Source organism: Yoonia sp., assembly GCF_965660735.1.
Taxonomy (GTDB): domain Bacteria; phylum Pseudomonadota; class Alphaproteobacteria; order Rhodobacterales; family Rhodobacteraceae; genus Yoonia.
Genome location: NZ_CBFIBD010000055.1, coordinates 1 through 14,242 on the forward strand (window position 1 = coordinate 1; position 14,242 = coordinate 14,242).

At 60.1% G+C, this 14,242-nt stretch carries 14 protein-coding genes, 1 other RNA gene and 1 pseudogene; 8 read left to right on the forward strand and 8 right to left on the reverse strand.

Annotated features, from left to right (window positions below):
- The 3 genes and pseudogenes from ACTG4B_RS14485 to ACTG4B_RS14495 form a co-directional block, all read right to left on the reverse strand.
- Positions 1 to 323: pseudogene (locus ACTG4B_RS14485) on the reverse strand (microcin ABC transporter permease); the annotation flags it as partial.
- Positions 324 to 335: 12 nt separating this feature from the next.
- On the reverse strand, positions 336 to 2,261 hold the full coding sequence (locus tag ACTG4B_RS14490) for an extracellular solute-binding protein (RefSeq protein ID WP_439156413.1): 1,926 nt from the start codon (positions 2,259 to 2,261) through the stop codon (positions 336 to 338).
- A 168-nt stretch (positions 2,262 to 2,429) separates the two neighbouring features.
- Positions 2,430 to 2,945, reverse strand: coding sequence for a c-type cytochrome (locus ACTG4B_RS14495; protein ID WP_439156414.1), 516 nt, complete (start codon positions 2,943 to 2,945; stop codon positions 2,430 to 2,432).
- Positions 2,946 to 3,065: 120 nt separating this feature from the next.
- On the opposite strand from ACTG4B_RS14495, the gene ACTG4B_RS14500 reads away from it, so the two are divergent.
- Complete coding sequence (locus ACTG4B_RS14500) at positions 3,066 to 3,911, forward strand: prephenate dehydratase (protein ID WP_439156415.1); 846 nt, start codon at positions 3,066 to 3,068, stop codon at positions 3,909 to 3,911.
- A gap of 34 nt (positions 3,912 to 3,945) precedes the next feature.
- On the opposite strand, the gene ACTG4B_RS14505 is transcribed toward ACTG4B_RS14500, so the two are convergent.
- Together ACTG4B_RS14505 and nudC are read right to left on the reverse strand one after the other, a co-directional pair.
- Positions 3,946 to 4,410 carry an SRPBCC family protein gene (locus ACTG4B_RS14505; RefSeq protein ID WP_439156416.1) on the reverse strand — a complete coding sequence of 155 codons (465 nt, stop codon included), beginning with the start codon at positions 4,408 to 4,410 and terminating at the stop codon, positions 3,946 to 3,948.
- Positions 4,411 to 4,455: 45 nt separating this feature from the next.
- Positions 4,456 to 5,406: an NAD(+) diphosphatase gene (gene nudC, locus ACTG4B_RS14510; protein ID WP_439156417.1), complete on the reverse strand. Its 951-nt coding sequence runs from the start codon at positions 5,404 to 5,406 to the stop codon at positions 4,456 to 4,458.
- A 90-nt stretch (positions 5,407 to 5,496) separates the two neighbouring features.
- Here nudC and ACTG4B_RS14515 point away from each other — a divergent pair, with 90 nt between their 5' ends.
- From ACTG4B_RS14515 to recR, 6 genes are all read left to right on the forward strand, one after another.
- Positions 5,497 to 7,371: a bifunctional 2',3'-cyclic-nucleotide 2'-phosphodiesterase/3'-nucleotidase gene (locus tag ACTG4B_RS14515; RefSeq protein WP_439156418.1), complete on the forward strand. Its 1,875-nt coding sequence runs from the start codon at positions 5,497 to 5,499 to the stop codon at positions 7,369 to 7,371.
- A gap of 38 nt (positions 7,372 to 7,409) precedes the next feature.
- An RNA gene (ffs, locus tag ACTG4B_RS14520) (signal recognition particle sRNA small type) lies at positions 7,410 to 7,507 on the forward strand.
- Between the two features lie 189 nt (positions 7,508 to 7,696).
- Positions 7,697 to 8,728, forward strand: a complete 1,032-nt coding sequence (gene rsgA / locus ACTG4B_RS14525; RefSeq protein WP_439156419.1) for a ribosome small subunit-dependent GTPase A — start codon at positions 7,697 to 7,699, stop codon at positions 8,726 to 8,728.
- Positions 8,729 to 8,836: 108 nt separating this feature from the next.
- Positions 8,837 to 10,582, forward strand: a complete 1,746-nt coding sequence (locus ACTG4B_RS14530; protein ID WP_439156420.1) for a DNA polymerase III subunit gamma/tau — start codon at positions 8,837 to 8,839, stop codon at positions 10,580 to 10,582.
- Positions 10,583 to 10,647: 65 nt separating this feature from the next.
- The gene (locus tag ACTG4B_RS14535; RefSeq protein WP_439156421.1) at positions 10,648 to 10,992 is read left to right on the forward strand and encodes a YbaB/EbfC family nucleoid-associated protein; all 345 of its coding nucleotides are present in this window, start codon (positions 10,648 to 10,650) and stop codon (positions 10,990 to 10,992) included.
- A gap of 80 nt (positions 10,993 to 11,072) precedes the next feature.
- Entirely contained in the window at positions 11,073 to 11,666 is a 594-nt protein-coding gene (gene recR, locus ACTG4B_RS14540) for a recombination mediator RecR (protein WP_439156422.1), read from the forward strand.
- 68 nt (positions 11,667 to 11,734) lie between these two features.
- On the opposite strand, the gene ACTG4B_RS14545 is transcribed toward recR, so the two are convergent.
- Positions 11,735 to 12,490 carry a DUF1013 domain-containing protein gene (locus ACTG4B_RS14545; RefSeq protein WP_439156423.1) on the reverse strand — a complete coding sequence of 252 codons (756 nt, stop codon included), beginning with the start codon at positions 12,488 to 12,490 and terminating at the stop codon, positions 11,735 to 11,737.
- Between the two features lie 130 nt (positions 12,491 to 12,620).
- Between ACTG4B_RS14545 and ACTG4B_RS14550 the strand changes: the two genes are divergently transcribed.
- Positions 12,621 to 13,250: a ribonuclease T2 family protein gene (locus tag ACTG4B_RS14550; RefSeq protein WP_439156424.1), complete on the forward strand. Its 630-nt coding sequence runs from the start codon at positions 12,621 to 12,623 to the stop codon at positions 13,248 to 13,250.
- A gap of 102 nt (positions 13,251 to 13,352) precedes the next feature.
- Here ACTG4B_RS14550 and ACTG4B_RS14555 read toward each other — a convergent pair whose 3' ends face one another.
- Positions 13,353 to 13,673, reverse strand: a complete 321-nt coding sequence (locus ACTG4B_RS14555) for a hypothetical protein (RefSeq protein WP_439156425.1) — start codon at positions 13,671 to 13,673, stop codon at positions 13,353 to 13,355.
- A gap of 114 nt (positions 13,674 to 13,787) precedes the next feature.
- Positions 13,788 to 14,242 (reverse strand): alpha/beta hydrolase (locus ACTG4B_RS14560; RefSeq protein ID WP_439156426.1); only part of this gene is annotated, 455 nt, incomplete at its 5' end.

Genomic DNA, 14,242 nt, shown 5'->3' on the forward strand with positions numbered 1-14,242 from the left:
AAATCCAGCCGCATGTAATTCCACATCATGTTCAGGAACCGTTCCAGGGGTGGTTTGTCGAATCCGAATTCGCGTTCCAGTTCCGCGATAAAATCGGCGGGCAGACCCTGCGCCCCGACATAGCCGCCATCATCGCTGGCACCCGCGATTTCACTGCCGCCGCCTGCGATACCTTCGAACACATCCCCCTGCCCTTCCAGTTGGGCAATGATCTGTTCGATCGGCCCGCCGGGGACGAATTGGATCAGGGCAAAGTTGATGATCATGATCCCCAGCAGGGTCGGGATCACCAGCAACAGCCGTCGGAGGATATAGGCACCCAAAAGAAACGATCCTTACTGAAAGGCACCTGCGGCACGCAGGGCCTCGGCGGCGTCTGCGTCATACCACCAGAAATCAAGCTCGCCCAGTGCATAGGGTGGCAAACCATCAGGATGCCGGAACATGTCGTAATAGGCGACCGTGTGCACATCCTTGAACCATTGCTGCACCCAGAACCCTTCGGCCCGCAACGCGCGGTCAAGCGCGTGAACGGCGGGCGTCAGCTCATCCAGCGTCTGCGCATCGATGACGACGGACATCAGCCGGTCGATACCTTCGTTTTGAAGCCCCATCAGGTTGCGCGAACTGTCTGCGGCAGTTTCGGACCCATACCATTGGCGCAGGCCGATCCCCGGTTCAAAGCCCATGCTGAACCCGTGCCCCACGATATCGTAGTCGCCTGTGCGGCGGCGGTCCACATATTGCGACCGGTCCACCCGGTCCAGAGTGGCCTGCACACCCAGACGCGACAAGTTTTCGATGTAGGGGTTGATCACCCTGTCAAAGGCCGGACTGAAGGACAGGAAAACCATGCTCAGCGGCTGACCGTCCTTGCGGCGGATCCCGTCTTCGCCCGCAATCCAGCCCGCGTCGTCCAGCAGGGCGGATGCGGTGCGCAGGTTGCGCCGGTCCAGCGGGCGGTCCGCGCTGCTGGATGTGGGGGCCATCACCGCCGTGTCGGTCAGGATACTTGCGTCCAGCAAGCCTTCTGCGACCAGGGGCTGCAGGATCGCGATCTCTGCCTCGGACGGGGTGCCCGTCGCCTCCAGGTCGGAATTTTCCCAAAACGAATTGACCCGGTCATAAAGCCCGTAAAACAGCGTCTCGTTCGACCATTCGAAATTGAACATCAGGCGGATTGCATCGCGCACCTGTGGGTCCTGCCATTTGTCGCGGCGCAGGTTGAACACGAATGCCTGCGCGTATGCGATGTTGCCGTCGGGCAGTTCCGTCTTGACGACCCAGCCGTTGTCGATGCCGGGGAAATCATAGCCCGTCGCCCACTCCTTGGACGAATTTTCAACGCGGAACGTGTAGGCCCCCGATTTGAACCCTTCCAATGCGGCAGCGCTATCAGCGAAATATTCGACCCGTATACTGTCAAAATTGTTGCGACCGATATTGATCGGCAGGTCAGCCGCCCACCAGTTCGGATTGCGTTTATAGATGACCTGACGATTGATATCATAGCTGTCCAGCACATACGGGCCAGTGCCCAGGAACGGTTCGAGCGTGGATTCGTCGATACGGGCGCCGGTTTCTTCAAACCACGACTTTGAGAATGCGTTGGTGCCCCCGGCAATGCCGATCACATCGCGGCGCGGGGCCTCTGGCGTAAAGTTGTATTTGATCCGATAGGGGTCAAGCACCTCGACGCTTTCGATGAAACCTTCGATGATGTTGCGATATTCCGCAATTCCCTGTTCCTGAAACAGTTCGAACGTGAATTTTGCATCCTCGGCGGTAAAGGGGCGCCCGTCGGAAAAGGTGATGTCATCGCGCAGATTGAAAATGACCCAGTCGCGGCTTTCGGGGTATTCCATCGTGGTGCAAAGATAACAGTAAGCGCCATATGGATCATCCGCAGTGCTTGTCAGGATGCTTTCATACGGCAGCGTGTTCAGTGACGCCGACACGCCCTTGCGGGAATACTGGTTGAAACTGTCGAATGTGCCCATTGACCATTGTGCCATCTCGCCGCCCTTGGGCGCGTCGGGGTTCACGTAATCCAGATGCGTGAACTCTGGGCCATATTTGACCGTGCCGAAATTGGAATAGGCATGTGTTGCGATGATGTTTTCATGCGCATCGGCCCAAAGCTGCCCTGCCGCCAACAGCGCGCCGGTGCTGACCACAGCCCCCAAAACCCAATAATTCGTAAGATCGCGACAGCGCTTGGCAACTTTTGTCGTGGCGCGGGATTGGGGACGATGCGGCATCATACTCTCCAGGATAGTCAAACGCTTTAGTTATAAATGAGGCTAAGGGACAGTTTGGCAAACATTCAAGTTGAGATTGCGTGATCGACAAGTGATCGTTGCCACGCGAACAATAAAAAAGGCCGCCCTGATCGGACGGCCCCTTTGAAATGATGCCAAAGACGGTAATCAGTCGTCAATGCTGTCCAGATAGGCAATCAGGTTGGCGCGGTCTTCGACACTGCGCAGACCGTTATAGCCCATGGCCGTTCCCGGGGCCCAGCCTTTGGGGTCTTCCAGAAAGCCATTCAGGTTGTCCGGCGTCCAGACATCCGCGACCTCTACCAGCGCACCCGAGTAGTTGAAACCATCGACCGAAGCGACATTGCGCCCGACGACACCATGCAGCGACGGACCAACGCCGTTTACGCCGGGTTCAAGCGCGTGGCAGGAGCGGCAGTTGCGCCACACACCTTCGCCGTCCGCCGCGCTGGCCGATGCCATGACCACAGCGAAATCGACCACTTCAACGACTTCTTCGGCGGTATCTTCGGATTCAACCTCGATGACATAGGCTTGCTGGCCGTCGCCATGTCCACCGCCACCGTGATAGATGATCTCTGCGGCCCATCCGCCCAGCAGATAAATCAATAAGGTGCCGCAAAGGCCGCCTACAACCTTGGTCATCGTCATTGTGTCGAACATGTCGCGTTCCATCTCGTTCAAAGTTTTGTCGGTATCTATCCGCTTCCCTACCCCGGTTGCAAGGTATAGTCCCGCGACCAATCGCCCAAATTTGTCAGTAAGCGGAAGAAGTTCAGTATTATGTCAAAAAAAATCGCTTTTCAGGGAGAGCTTGGTGCCTATGGACACGAAGCATGTGTTCAGGCGCGGCCTGGTTTCGAACCTCTGCCCTGCCCGACATTCGAGGACGCAATCGAGGCCGTGCGCCGCGGCAATGCAGATCTTGGCATGATCGCAGTTGAAAATTCCACCTATGGCCGTGTGGCCGATGTGCATTCGCTGCTGCCCGAAAGCGGGCTGCACATCGTGGGTGAAACATTCGTGCGAGTGCACATCAACCTGCTGACGGTGCCCGGCGCGACAACAGCCGACGTCACGACCGCGATGAGTCATACGGTCCTGCTGGGCCAATGCCGCAGCTTTCTGCGCCGCCACGGGATCAGCCCGCTTGTGGGCGCTGACACTGCGGGATCGGCGATGCATGTCGCCGCAACAGGTAACCCGACCCTTGGCGCACTGGCATCAGAGCTTGCGGCCGAGATTTATGGGCTCGACGTGGCGGCCCGCCATATCGAGGATCACGCGCGCAACACGACCCGGTTTCTGGTGATGGCACGCGAACCCGATTATACCAGACGGGGCGACCACGGCATGATGACCAGTTTTGTGTTTCGGGTTCGCAACATCCCCGCTGCGCTTTACAAGGCCATGGGCGGCTTTGCGACCAACGGGGTCAACATGACGAAACTGGAAAGCTATATGGTGGGCGGGGCGTTCACCGCAACGCAGTTCTACGCTGAAATCGAAGGCCATCCCGATGACCGCAGCGTACAGCTCGCGCTGGAGGAACTGGACTACTTTACCAACCACCTGCAAATCATGGGCGTCTATCCCGCCGCCGCCCGCAGGCATGAAAAAACCGACTGACGGATGGTTTCTGATCGCATTTCAACCGTCGGTTTCAGGTTGATCTGCGATAGTCATCTTCGATGTCTTCTGCATACTCCAGCACGCGGGCCTTGAACCGTTTGTTCAGCTTGGTCTTGGCCAGCTTCATCGACTGCAACAGCACCCGCGCCGTCAACGACCGGGGACGCAGATCGACGGACACGACCAGACGGGTGCGCTTGGGGGACAGGGCGATCAATTCGACGATGCTTTCGGCATTCAGGCCGTCAGACACCGCGTCAAAGCGATACATCTCGGGCGCATCCAATGCCGCAAGCGTCGCCCGCATGTGGCGTTCTCGACCGCGCAGTTTGAACACGACATCCCACTGCATGCCGACCGCGATCTGTCCGTCGGCACTGCGATTTACCTGGACCCCGTGCCGCAGGGCACGGCGTTCAAAACCGGAAAAATCGCTCAGCTTCGCAAATACATGCGCGATCGGCGCTTCAATTTCTGCGCGGGTGCTGAATTTCATTGCTCTTGTCCCACTTCTGTCTTTGCCATCACCCGGTGGCAATCATCAGTCAAGTTGATCCGCGAGCCATTGGCGCAACAGGAAATGCGCGATGGCCCCGTTGCGGGCAGGCAAAATGCGCGGGTGTCCACCGGTAAACGCAAGCGCCAGATCCTCGCGGGTCACCCACAGCGCATCTTCGATCTCGGTCGGGTCAATCGTGATGTCCGCATCCAGCGCGACCCCAGCGCAGCCCAACATCAAAGATGCAGGAAACGGCCATGGCTGGCTGGCCAGATAGCTGACGGCACCGACGCGCACGCCGGCTTCCTCAAAGACCTCGCGGCGCACGGCAGCCTCGATGGTTTCGCCCGGTTCGACAAAACCGGCAAGCAGCGAATACATCCCCTCGGGCCAGCCGGGCGACCGGCCCAGCAAAACCGAATTGCCGTGGGTAATCAACATGATCACCACAGGATCTGTCCGGGGAAAATGATGCCCGCCACAGGCTGCACAGTCGCGCTGCCAACCCGCCATGGACATCGCGCTTTCGGCACCGCAGCGCGCACAGAAACGATGCGACAGGTGCCAGCCCATGATCGCCTTTGCCGTCGCGGCCAATTCGGCATCGCGCGGGGACAACCGGGTCATGATCGCGCGCAATTCGGCAAAGACCGTGCCCGCAGGCATTGCCGGATGGCGCTGTTCGGAGGGGTCAAGAAAAGTATCAAGGTGCGTCGTATCCAGATCCGGCGGTGTCCACCCTGAAAGATCGGCGGCAAAGACCGGGCCGATCCCGTCAAGGCCCAGCAGGATCAGGTCATCTGTGGCATCGGACATCACCGGATGATCCAGCGGCACACACATCAGCACATCGTCCTTCAGCATCGGCTTGCCCCGCCACAAAAGGATCACCCGTGCCGCGGGCCGCCGGCGCAATTCATCCGCCTGCGCGCGCCATTCCGCCGCCCGGTCCAGACCGGAACCACCAAAGGTCACTGTTTCCGCAATTCTCATGACCTCGCAATGACATGTCCCTGTATGGAGTTCAATTTTTTCTGCGCTATATGGCTGACAAATGACAGCGTTTCACCTTAGGGTTGCCGTATGATTTCACTACCCCCAGAACGGGATTCCGATCGGCAACCGGGCAGCCCGCCGCGTGCGCGTTTGCGCATCCTTGAAACGACAGATCTGCACATGCAGCTTTTGCCTTACGACTATTTCACCGACCGGATTGAACGGCATCGCGGCCTGATCCATCTGGCCGACCAGATTGATGCCCTGCGCAATGAAACAGGTCTCACAACGCTGCTTTTCGACAATGGCGACTTCTTGCAGGGTAATCCGCTGGCCGATTTTCTGGCCAGTCAACCCGACACGCCCGATGTTCATCCGATGATTGCCGCATTCAATACGTTGCGATACGATGCGGTGACGTTGGGCAACCATGAATTCAATTATGGCCTGCCTTTTCTGCGCTCCGTCCTGCGCGACGCATTGTTCCCCGTCACATGCGCCAATATCCGGCAGATACAAGGGCCTGAATTGGCGCGCCCCTTTATCGTGCTCGACCGTGATGTGCCCTGCGATGACGGCACCTGTCGCAAACTTCGGATCGGGGTGGTCGGGTTTGTGACCCCGCAGATTACTCAATGGGACAAGGCAGCACTGGACGGACAGTTGGGGGCCGATGATATCGTGGAAACCGCGCGGGACTATGTGCCGCGCATCAAGGCGGCAGGCGCTGATATCATTGTGGCGCTATGCCATTCCGGCATCGCGGCCATCGATCATGCCCAGGGCATGGAAAACGCTGCCGTTCCGCTGGCTGCGGTGGACGGGATCGATGTGATTCTGACCGGGCATACGCACGAAATCTTTCCCGGTGGCAGTCAGGCCGCCAACGCCGTGGTTGATCCCCGCTTGGGCAGGCTTCATGGCAAACCGGCGGTCATGGCCGGATTTTACGGGAATTGCCTAGGTGTGATCGACCTTGATCTGCGCTTTGGCCCGGACGGCGTGGACATAGCCGGCCATGCAAGCCGTCTTCACCAAGAGGGCGCCAGCGTGCCCGCTGACAGCGTGCTGCAAGGCAAGCTGCGCAGTCATGTGCAGGCTGCTCATGACGCCACGCTGGCAGAAATACGGCGGCCCATTGCCCGGACAAAGGTGCGTCTGCACAGCTACTTTTCGTCTGTCAGCCCGGATTTGCCGCAGCAACTGCTGGCCTGCGCGCAGATGCGGGCAACGCAACGGGCGCTGCACGGATCGGCGCACGGGCATCTGCCCGTTCTCTCTGCCAGTGCACCGTTCCGGTCGGGGGGCCGGGCCGGGCCGGGGCATTTCGTCGATATCGCGCCGGGGCCGGTTATGCTGCGTGACGCCGCAGCGATCTATCCCTTTGCCAACGTGCTGTGTGCGGTGCGGCGCACGGGCGCGCAACTGTGCGACTGGCTGGAATGGGCCGCGTCGCATTTCAACCAGATCACCCCCGGCCAGCATGACCAGCCACTGATCAATCCGCAAATCCCCGCATATGACTGCGATACACTGTTCGGGCTTTCCTATCGGTTCGATCTGACGCATCCGGCACGGTTCGGACCGCAAGGGGCCGTCGCAAACCCCCGTGCCAGCCGCCTGCGCGACTTGCGCCATGCAGGGCGGCCCGTTCAGAAGGACGATATCTTTGTCGTTGCCACCAATGCCTATCGTGCCAATGGCGGTGGGGGGTTTGCAGGCATACCCGCCGATGATGTCGTGCACATCACCGCACAGACCACGCATGAAATCCTGATCGCCGATCTGCGCGATCGCGCTGTGATTACCGACACCCCCGCCGTGCCGTGGACGTTTTCACCGATTCCAAACACAAGCGCCACATTCCGCTCTGCACCCGCCGCACGCGATCACTTGCCGGCACGGGTCAGCCATAGTGGGCCGGGAACGGACGGGTTTGACCTCTATCGCCTTACATTCTGACGGTTGCACCACGCCCTGCACCACACTATATGGCAGGATGAGAGGCTGGCGCGGGCGAGCGCCTCGCCAACTTGGTCAGGTCCGGAAGGAAGCAGCCATAACGAGTTTCGCTTGGGTCGTTGTCAGCCTCTCACCTATCGCAAGGCGACCTGTAGCAAGATTGCAATGGCCGCTGAAAACGCTCGAATCACAAGGAGGATCAAGATGATTGTCGCAACATCCCTCCCGGTCCGGGTGCGCTGAAGCAATTTCCGTTCCCTCGTCCGGTTCCTGCTGGTAGGATCACCCCACCAGCCAACGCATTTCCTTTGACGAGGACACCCCATTGACAGACATCACCCGCGACGCCCTTGGCTGGTCGCCCTTTTACATGTCCCAGCTTGACCTTGAAGAGCTGGACACCCTGACACCTGCGCGCATTGCCACTGTCCACCGCGACAGGGTGGTCGGGCTATCCGAAACCGGTCCGCTCGAACTGACGCTTGATCCCGGACTGACGACCGGCGCCGTGGCCGTCGGCGACTGGGTGCTGTGCAACCCTGAACAACACAGGCTGATCCGGGTGCTTGACCGCCGGACCGAACTTAGCCGTGGTACCGAATACCACACCGGCGACAAACAACTGATCGCGGCCAACATCGACACACTTTTCATCACCACATCCTGCAACGAAGATTTCAACGTGGCACGGTTGGAACGCTATCTTGCCATGGCCCATGATGCGCTGATTACACCGGTAATCCTGCTGACCAAGGCCGATAAATCCAATGACCCCGACGCCTATACCGACAAAGCGCGTGCGCTTGGCCGGGATCTCGCGGTTATGGCCCTGAACGCCAAGTCCGACGATGTTGCGGAAACTCTGGCGCCTTGGTGCGGAAAAGGGCAAACCGTCGCACTGGCAGGCACATCCGGTGTCGGCAAGACCACAATCGCCAACGCGCTGACCGGCGGAAACGCCGCGACCCAAGCGATCCGAGAGGATGACGCACGCGGGCGGCACACGACCACAGGGCGGTCGCTGCACGCGCTGCCGACAGGCGGCTGGCTGATCGATACGCCCGGCATGCGGGGCCTTGGCGTTGCCGAGGTGTCATATGGGATCGACGCGACATTCCCGGAAATTTCCGAACTTGCCGCGCAGTGCAAATTCCGTGATTGCGACCACGAAAGCGAACCGGGCTGTGCTGTTCAGGCCGCGATTGAGGCCGGGCACATCGATCCGGACCGGCTCAAGCGCTTCAAAAAGCTCAAACGCGAAAACCAGAAAGCAACCGAGACAATCGCCCAGGCACGCGACCGTTTCAAGAAACTGGGCAAGATGTATAAAAACGCGCAAAAGAAGAAAGGCCGCTAAGCGTTGCGGCGCACCCGCCCGCGACACCGGGCAAGCCCCCGATGACGGTGGACCAATCGCCGCCGCCCGCTTAGGCTTTGCCGATATCCGAATCCAAGACAGGCCCCCATGACCGACCAACCCGCCTACCAAGTGCTCGCCCGCAAATACCGGCCCGAAACCTTTGCCGATCTCGTCGGGCAGGACGCCATGGTGCGCACCCTGAAAAACGCCTTTGCCGCCGACAGGATCGCACAGGCGTTCATCATGACGGGCATCCGCGGGACCGGGAAAACGACCACCGCGCGGATCATCGCCAAGGGGATGAACTGTATCGGTCCTGATGGCACCGGTGGCCCAACGACCGACCCCTGCGGACAATGCGACCCTTGTCGGGCCATCATGGAAGGGCGTCACGTCGATGTGATGGAAATGGATGCGGCATCCAATACCGGCGTCGCGAATATCCGTGAAATCATCGATTCAGTGCATTACCGGGCCGCATCCGCGCGCTACAAGGTCTACATCATCGACGAGGTGCACATGCTGTCGACGGGCGCGTTCAACGCCCTGCTGAAAACGCTGGAAGAACCGCCCGCACATGTGAAATTCATCTTTGCCACGACCGAAATCCGCAAGGTGCCCGTGACCGTGCTGTCGCGGTGCCAGCGATTTGATCTGCGCAGGATCGAACCCGAGGTGATGATCACCCTGCTGCGCAAGATCGCAAACGGCGAAAGCGCCGAAATCAGTGACGATGCACTGGCCCTGATCACCCGCGCCGCCGAAGGGTCCGCGCGCGACGCCACATCGCTGCTGGATCAGGCAATCAGCCACGGTGCGGGCGAAACCACCGCCGATCAGGTGCGCGCCATGCTGGGACTGGCCGACCGGGGCCGCGTATTGGATCTGTTCGACATGATCCTGCGGGGCGAAGCAGCGGCGGCCCTGACCGAACTGTCTGCACAATACGCCGACGGGGCCGACCCGATGGCAGTGCTGCGTGACCTGGCCGAGGTTTGCCACTGGGTCAGCGTGATCAAGATCACCCCCGAAGCCGCCGAAGACCCCACCATCGGCCCCGATGAACGCACCCGTGGGCAAACCATGGCAGAAGGCCTGCCGATGCGGGTGCTGTCGCGGATGTGGCAGATGCTTCTCAAGGCACTCGAGGAAGTGGGCCAGGCCCCCAATGCGATGATGGCCGCCGAAATGGCGGTGATCCGCCTGACCCATGTGGCCGACCTGCCGGCACCTGACGAACTGGTGCGCAAGTTGCAGGATGCCACGCCACCCCCGGCGGGACCATCCGGCGGGCGGCCCGCACCCATAGGCGGTGCGGCGACGGCGATTGCGACAGCACCCGCACCAACCCACAGCGGTCCACGCGGCCCCTCTGCCTCTGGCGCGCAAACAGCGACAGCACTGGCAACAGATGCCCTGCAACACTATGCGAGGTTCGAGGATGTCATTGAACTGATCCGCGCCCACCGGGATGTCAAACTGCTGGTCGAGGTCGAAACCGGGCTGCGGCTGGTCAGTTACCAACCCGGCCGGATCGCCGTGAACCCGACACAGGATGCCGCCAAGGATCTGATCGGCAGACTACAGTCGCGCCTGCAAAGCTGGACCGGAAATCGCTGGGCCATCAGCGTCGCAGACGGTGACGCACCCACCATTGCAGAAACGCGCGATGCGGCCGAAAACGCGATCCGGGCCCAAGCCGAAAGTCATCCGCTCGTGCAGGCCGTGATCGCGGCCTTTCCAAAGGCGCGCATCACAGACATCCGCACCGACGCCGACAAACAACAGGACGCCCTTGCCGACGCCCTGCCTGAAGTAGACGAAGAATGGGACCCCTTCGAAGAAGGCTGACCGCTCTTGCCGTGCAGGATCCCAACCCATATCTGACAATGGAACATACCGACAGGAGAGATGCGATGCTCAAAGGATTAGGCGGACTTGGCGATATGGCCAAGATGATGAAACAGGCGCAGGAAATGCAGGGCAAGATGGCCCAGATGCAGGAAGACCTTGAAAATGTGCTGGTCGAAGGTGTCAGCGGTGCCGGGTTGGTCAGGGCAACGGCAACCGCCAAGGGCGAACTCAAGGCGCTTGACATCGACCCCTCCATCTTCAACGGCGACGACAAGGAAGTGGTCGAGGACCTGATCCTTGCCGCAATCAAGGATGCCCAAAGCAAGGCAACCGAACGCGCACAGGAAGAAATGGCGAAACTGACCGAAGGTCTGGGCCTCCCACCTGGCATGAACCTGCCGTTTTGAACCGCTTCTTCCGAGCTTAAATATCCCCGCCGGAGGCACCAAATTTCGCGAAATTTGGTCCCCGCCCAAAGCAGGACAGCATGTCAAGCGGCACCGAAGACCTTGAAAACCTGATCGCGCTCATGGCCAAACTGCCGGGCCTTGGGCCGCGGTCGGCACGGCGGGCCGTCCTGCATCTGATCAAGAAACGGTCGCTGGTGCTGCTGCCGCTCGCCGATGCGCTGCACCGGGTCGGATCGACCGTGCGTGAATGTCTGACCTGCGGCAATATCGCGACAGCCGACACCTGCGACATCTGCCAATCGGAAAAACGCGCGACAGGGCAGATCTGCGTGGTCGAAGATGTGGCTGACCTGTGGGCAATGGAACGCAGCGGTGTGTTCAAGGGGCGCTATCACGTGCTTGGCGGCACGCTGTCTGCACTAGACGCCATCGGTCCGGACGAATTGCGCATCCCCAAACTGATCGCGCGGATCGGCGACGAATCAGTTAGTGAAGTCATCCTTGCGCTCGGGGCCACGATCGACGGACAGACAACGGCCCATTACATCGCCGACCAATTGCCCGGCGTGACGGTCACATCTCTGGCGCAGGGGGTGCCGGTCGGTGGAGAGTTGGACTATCTCGACGACGGCACGATCACGGCCGCGCTCAACGCCAGAAAGGCGCTATGAAAAAGCGCGCCATCCACAGATGACGCGCTTTTCAGGACAGAATTGTCAGAACCTCAGCAGCGACAGAATCAATCGTCGTCACCCTGTTCGTCGTCGTCGGGCAGATTGAAGAAGCTGTCCGCATCAGACACATCGCGAGTGTCTTCTTTTTCTTCATCATCGCGCGGATCGGACAGGCTGAATGTTTCCAGCCCCTCCATCGAACTGGGCATCTTCGGCTCTGGCGCCATGCCCAGCGACTGTTCGGTGCTGACCAGCTTGCGACGCTCGTCATCGGACATCGCGCTGCCGTCTTTGGCGCGCAATGCATTGGCCTTCTGAACGGCGGCGTCCAGTTCCGACTGCTTGCACAGGCCCAGCGCGACAGGGTCGATCGGATCAAGGTTGTTGATGTTCCAATGCGTCCGGTCGCGGATCGCCTGAATGGTGGGTTTGGTCGTGCCGACCAGCTTGCTGATTTGCCCGTCGGTTAGTTCGGGGTGGAATTTGACCAGCCAATAAATAGAGGCCGGGCGATCCTGCCGCTTGGACAGTGGCGTATAGCGCGGACCGCGGCGTTTTTCCTCGCCCTGTGCTGCGGCGTTATACTTCAGCTTCAGCTTGTAGGTCGGATTTGCCTCGGCCTTGTCCAGTTCTTCCTGGGTCAGCTGGTTGTTGGCGATCGGGTCAAAACCCTTCACGCCAACGGCGACATCGCCATCGGCGATACCCTGCACTTCCAGCTCGTGAAAACCGCAGAAGTCGGCAATCTGCTTGAACGTCAGCGTGGTGTTGTCGCAAAGCCAGACGGCGGTCGCCTTGGCCATGATCGGTTTGTCGGACATTTTTGTCTCCTCATGCTTCAGACAAGGCTTTCCCGCGCCCTTGAGGGGGCAGACCGCTGTGGGCCGGGTTCACATTGTCGGGGAACTTGAATTTTATATAGTGACCCAGACACCAAGATGAAAGATCAAAATGCGTCACCTGCTTACCGCCCTTTGCCTGATCGCCAGTCCCGCCTGGGCCAATGATGAAACTGCTGACTTTGACTATTATGTCATGTCTCTGTCCTGGTCGGCGAACTGGTGCGTGCTGGAAGGTGACGCGCGCAACTCGCCTCAATGCGACAGCACGGCAGATTTCGACTGGATCCTGCACGGGCTTTGGCCACAGTATGAAACCGGCTATCCGGCGCATTGCCACACCAACCAGCGCGCGCCCAGCCGGGCACAAACAACAGAAATGGCCGATGTCATGGGCACGCCCGGGCTGGCGTGGTATCAGTGGAACAAACACGGGGTCTGCGCCGGCCTGCCGGCAGATGAGTATTTCGCGCTTGCCAGACAGGCATTCGCCAGCATCGTGCGCCCGCCCGTGTTTCGCAGGATCGACCGGATGATTACCGTTCCGGCGTCAGTCATCGAGGCCGCATTTCTGCGTGACAATCCGTCATTGTCTGCCGATCAGATCACCATCACCTGCAAAGACGGTCACATCCAGGAGGCCCGGATCTGTCTGACGCGCGACTTGGCGTTTCGCACTTGCGGACCGGACGTGATTCGCGACTGCACACAGCGCGACGCCCTGTTCGCCCCCGTCCGATAGAACCGCCAGCACGACGGCCCCCAAAAAAAACCGGCTCTGGCCCGTGGTCTTCAAGGCCGGTTTGCAAAAGCGATGGGACGTGGCCGTCGCGTAACTGCGGATTTAACCGGCCTGGTTGACCGGCTCTGGATCCGTCGGAACGACTGTGCCGTCCTTGAGCGTGACTGTCCCGCGGGTATCCTGGCATTTGGGCGTGCCGTCCCGGTTCAAACGCGGCGACATGTAACCTTCGACGCCGTCATCGATATACCAATGTTGGCAACCATCGGGGTCAACCCAGACATTCGCGCGACCATCCTCGAGCCCGCCCCCGTCGATACCCCGATCGGCGATGTCTCTTTGACCAAGCTGCACCTCGCAACCTGCAAGACCAAACACCGACAGGCCCAGCGCCATCGACTTTACCAAATTGCTACTATTCATTTTCATTTTCGCCACGCGTTCTGTGAAATTTCAATTCTTCTAGCATAATGACCCAATATGAACAGGTCCATAAGATTGATCAGAGCACACATTTACCCCAGGCGGGCATGATGCTCAGGCGACAATCGCGCGGGTCAGATGGCTTTCAGGGGTGGCCAGATCCTCGATCACGCTGAAATGATGCCGGTCCGGGGCCACGACCAGCGGGCACTGCCAGATCTCGGACAACAGGGTGGCCTGTTCCAGAAAGGCGGGCCTTTCGGCGGCGCCAACCCAGACGGTGACGGGGGCGGCGGGGGCAGGCAGATGCACGGGGCTTTGTGTTGCGGCTTCGTCTGCGTCGATCCGCAGATCGGCATTCATGGTCGTGCGCATCAGCGGGGCCAGATCGGCCACCGGGGACACCGTGACAACCCCTGCAAGCCGGTCCAGCCAGGGCGTTCGCCGGGTCGCTGCGCGGACGACCAGTTGCCCGCCGGCCGAATGTCCGACCAACCGGACCGGCCCCGGCACACGCGCCGCAATCGTTGCAATCGCCGCCGTCACCTGGTCGCCGATGTCCGATATCC

Coding starts and splice junctions, on each gene's coding strand:
- ACTG4B_RS14505 (WP_439156416.1), bottom strand. CDS start 4,410: ATGAAATTCAGCACCCGCGCAGAAATTGAAGCGCCGATCGCGCATGTA.
- ACTG4B_RS14545 (WP_439156423.1), bottom strand. CDS start 12,490: ATGTCCGACAAACCGATCATGGCCAAGGCGACCGCCGTCTGGCTTTGC.
- recR (WP_439156422.1), top strand. CDS start 11,073: ATGTCAAGCGGCACCGAAGACCTTGAAAACCTGATCGCGCTCATGGCC.
- ACTG4B_RS14550 (WP_439156424.1), top strand. CDS start 12,621: ATGCGTCACCTGCTTACCGCCCTTTGCCTGATCGCCAGTCCCGCCTGG.
- ACTG4B_RS14500 (WP_439156415.1), top strand. CDS start 3,066: ATGTCAAAAAAAATCGCTTTTCAGGGAGAGCTTGGTGCCTATGGACAC.
- ACTG4B_RS14555 (WP_439156425.1), bottom strand. CDS start 13,673: ATGAATAGTAGCAATTTGGTAAAGTCGATGGCGCTGGGCCTGTCGGTG.
- ACTG4B_RS14495 (WP_439156414.1), bottom strand. CDS start 2,945: ATGTTCGACACAATGACGATGACCAAGGTTGTAGGCGGCCTTTGCGGC.
- ACTG4B_RS14515 (WP_439156418.1), top strand. CDS start 5,497: ATGATTTCACTACCCCCAGAACGGGATTCCGATCGGCAACCGGGCAGC.
- ACTG4B_RS14490 (WP_439156413.1), bottom strand. CDS start 2,261: ATGCCGCATCGTCCCCAATCCCGCGCCACGACAAAAGTTGCCAAGCGC.
- nudC (WP_439156417.1), bottom strand. CDS start 5,406: ATGAGAATTGCGGAAACAGTGACCTTTGGTGGTTCCGGTCTGGACCGG.
- ACTG4B_RS14535 (WP_439156421.1), top strand. CDS start 10,648: ATGCTCAAAGGATTAGGCGGACTTGGCGATATGGCCAAGATGATGAAA.
- ACTG4B_RS14530 (WP_439156420.1), top strand. CDS start 8,837: ATGACCGACCAACCCGCCTACCAAGTGCTCGCCCGCAAATACCGGCCC.